The 2,775-nt window shown below is 66.2% G+C and carries 3 protein-coding genes; all 3 read left to right on the top strand.

The window, feature by feature from the left end:
* Window positions 1–273: 273 nt before the first annotated feature.
* Entirely contained in the window at window positions 274–510 is a 237-nt protein-coding gene (locus tag GA0115254_RS34345) for a hypothetical protein (protein WP_093899175.1), read from the top strand.
* A 1,350-nt stretch (window positions 511–1,860) separates the two neighbouring features.
* Complete coding sequence (locus GA0115254_RS34340; RefSeq protein WP_093899174.1) at window positions 1,861–2,538, top strand: TNT domain-containing protein; 678 nt, start codon at window positions 1,861–1,863, stop codon at window positions 2,536–2,538.
* Between the two features lie 7 nt (window positions 2,539–2,545).
* A partial coding sequence (locus GA0115254_RS34335) for a hypothetical protein (protein WP_093899176.1) occupies window positions 2,546–2,775 on the top strand: 230 nt, incomplete at its 3' end.

The following is a 2,775-nucleotide window of genomic DNA, read 5'->3' as shown; positions in this document are numbered from 1 at the left end:
CCGGTCGGTCTAAGCCGACCGATTCGTTCCTCGACAATGTTCTGGCGGGGAAACTCGGGCAGGACAGTGCGTCGAAACACAACAATCGCGCGGGCCTCAGATTGGCACGAACCGCGAATCCAGGATGCCGCCGCTCGCATGGCCCGATGGCGACTTCCCTGAGCACGGGTCCGAAGGCAGCGGGCTCGGCCGCCGGGGTGATGTCACGCGGAGTCGCGTTACCTATCCGGTCCCCGGGCATACTGCCGACCGTGGCGTGGAACGGATCTACGCATGACCGAAAGTGCGAGCCCTCGTATCTCGACGCCTCGGATCACCGTGCTGGCAGTCCAGCCGGGTGATCCGCCCTTCAGACTTGTGGAGATCGACGGGGAGGTCGTCAGCGCCGCAACATCGATGATGGACGTGCTCCACGCCGCCTCGGCCGCAGGCATCAGGGTCCACGACCTCGACGACCCGAGCGAGGTTCGGTGGGTGGGTGGCGGCAAGTTCACCTGGAGGCTGCACTAGGAAGTTGCCATGTGCGGGAGGGCAACCGACTGCCGACGCGGATCGCCGCACCGCGTCTCCGTGGGCAGCGGCGACTTTTTCGATCCGGGCACCCGATCGGCGGTGGGCGCACGTCGCATAAGTCGACGGACACCAGGTTGCTGCGCGGGTCGACACCCCATGAGGTGTTGGGAATGCCCGCCAGTCGACCCCATGCGGCGCGGATGGCGTCGGGCCCGCCCGCACTGCAGGTGATGACCCTCGCCGCCCTGCCTGCGTTCCGAACCGATTCCACGGCGGCCTGGATCCATGCCGGGAAGTCGACTTGGACGGGGTCCTGATTGGTGAGCGCAGACCGGCGAATTCACATCTCGGCGGCCGGCTCCGACGACGGTTGGTCACGTCCCCGGAGACCTGGGGATGGGGCGCCGGGTTGTTGGAGCCGTTCATTCCTACGCTGTTGCCATGGCAGAGGAGCACTTCCAGGACGGAACCCTTTCGGGTGAGGGCGACTACTGGACGGTCAGCGGGATGGGCCATGGACGTTCTCCTTCCGTAACGGCAGGACGAAAGCAACGGGCGTGTGCAAGGCCGGCCGGCTCGACGGCGAGTAGGCCTGATTTCGGGAGTGCGGAGGCCTCCTGCAGCAGAGAGCCGGCATGGACGGTCACCAGCATGACCCATGGCTGACGTGGCGACGGCAGCCTGCTGGACGAGGGGACATACGACCTCGGCAAGGAGACCGGCGAGTGGATCACTTGCAACAAGGCGGGTGAAGAGGTGAAGCGAAGAGTCCATCGCTGACTTGACCAAGGCTTCACCAGGCCGCCTACCCACTGTGGCGCTCAGTCGGCGATGAGGCTGTAACAGCTCGGGGTGCCGACGATGCCTGCGAAGACAAGGAAGCGCGCGCGGCCCTTCTCCCGCATCCGCGATGCACTCGCCGGAAGCCGTTCCGCCAGGATATGGCGCGTCCCGCAACCTACCGGCGCCGGCCCGGCCGACCGAAGCTCTGAATGCCGCAACGCGCGATGCACGAGACGGTGTTTCTGCCGCGCAGCCAAGCCCCGGGCAAGGCTGTGGACTGCACCGTCACCACAAGATCGAGCCTGATCCGGCTACAGCGCACTGCCCGCAGCCCGCACACTTTGCGCCCGGGGGAATTGAGGAAGCCATTCGGGCCGGAGGCGTCGCCAACGCCGCTGACACCGTGCGCGTCAGGCGCCTCTGTATCCGGCCCGCCCCGAACCAGGCCGGGATGCCGCGCTGCTTCGTGTCCAAAAACGACACAGGATGGACGCCCTGAGTAAGCGAAAGGTTACTCTTTGTCAGTTATCGTGATTGATCGCCAGCACCCGAGGGGACTTCTGAATGAACCGCATGCGCAACGTACTTGCCGTGCTTGGCATCACTGCCGGGCTGGTCACGGCCCCCGCCGCGAGCGCCTCAGCGAAGCCGGAGGCCCGGACGCCTGTATCCGTAGCCCGGCACGATCCGTGCACGGGTGAGTTCCGCGGCGACGCCCGGCTCGGCCCCAGCTGGCTTCCGAACGGGCGACTGGCCCCTGTGGGCCCGCTTCTGAAGGGGTACAAGCGCACCGGAACTCTGTCCCCGCAGGCCTTTTTGAAGAAGTACTGGGAAGGGCCCGCCGACACCGGCAGCTGGAAGTATCCGCCCAATGACGGCTTCGGTCAGGTCAACGGCCAGATCGACAAGGAACCGGCCAAGCTGCGCGCGGGCCAGCGTCTGGACCGCTTCGGTTCCGAGTACGGCAGCTACCTGGCACCTGCTGGTGACGCGTACGCAGAGCGCGCGTTGCCGCCGCAGAACCTCAACACCCGTGAAGCAGATGTCGCTTGCGACTACCGCGTCTACAAGGTGGCCAAGCCCTTCTGGGTGTGGCAGGGCAGTATCGCCCCGTGGTTCGAGCAGCCGGGGGGCGGTCAGCAGATCAAGCTCGACGCGGTCTTCCTCGATCCGGGCCAGGGGCAGCGGCTGAACGTCAAGTGGCTCCTGGAGCATGACTACCTCAAGTCCGCCGCCTCGTAGCCTCAGCGTGGAACGCCGGGAACTGCACGCGGTGCTGAGCGAGGCGGGAGTGGCCGACAGCTACTACCGCATCGAGGGCGTTCACGAACCGGTCCCCACCCCCACGGACTTTCTGTTCTTGCGACAGGCGTCCGACGGGACGTGGGAGACCGGTGTTTACGAACGGGGTACGTACGAGGTCATCGCCCGACACCCGAGCGAACAGGTCGCCTGCGCGCATTTGCTCCACCTGCTGCT

It is taken from the genome of Streptomyces sp. Ncost-T10-10d (genome assembly GCF_900091955.1).
Lineage (GTDB): Bacteria > Actinomycetota > Actinomycetes > Streptomycetales > Streptomycetaceae > Streptomyces.
This window is presented reverse-complemented; position numbering and strand designations above follow the sequence as displayed.

Excerpts from the sequence above, each read along its gene's own strand:
- GA0115254_RS34340 (WP_093899174.1), top strand. The coding sequence starts at position 1,861 with ATGAACCGCATGCGCAACGTACTTGCCGTGCTTGGCATCACTGCCGGG.
- GA0115254_RS34345 (WP_093899175.1), top strand. The coding sequence starts at position 274 with ATGACCGAAAGTGCGAGCCCTCGTATCTCGACGCCTCGGATCACCGTG.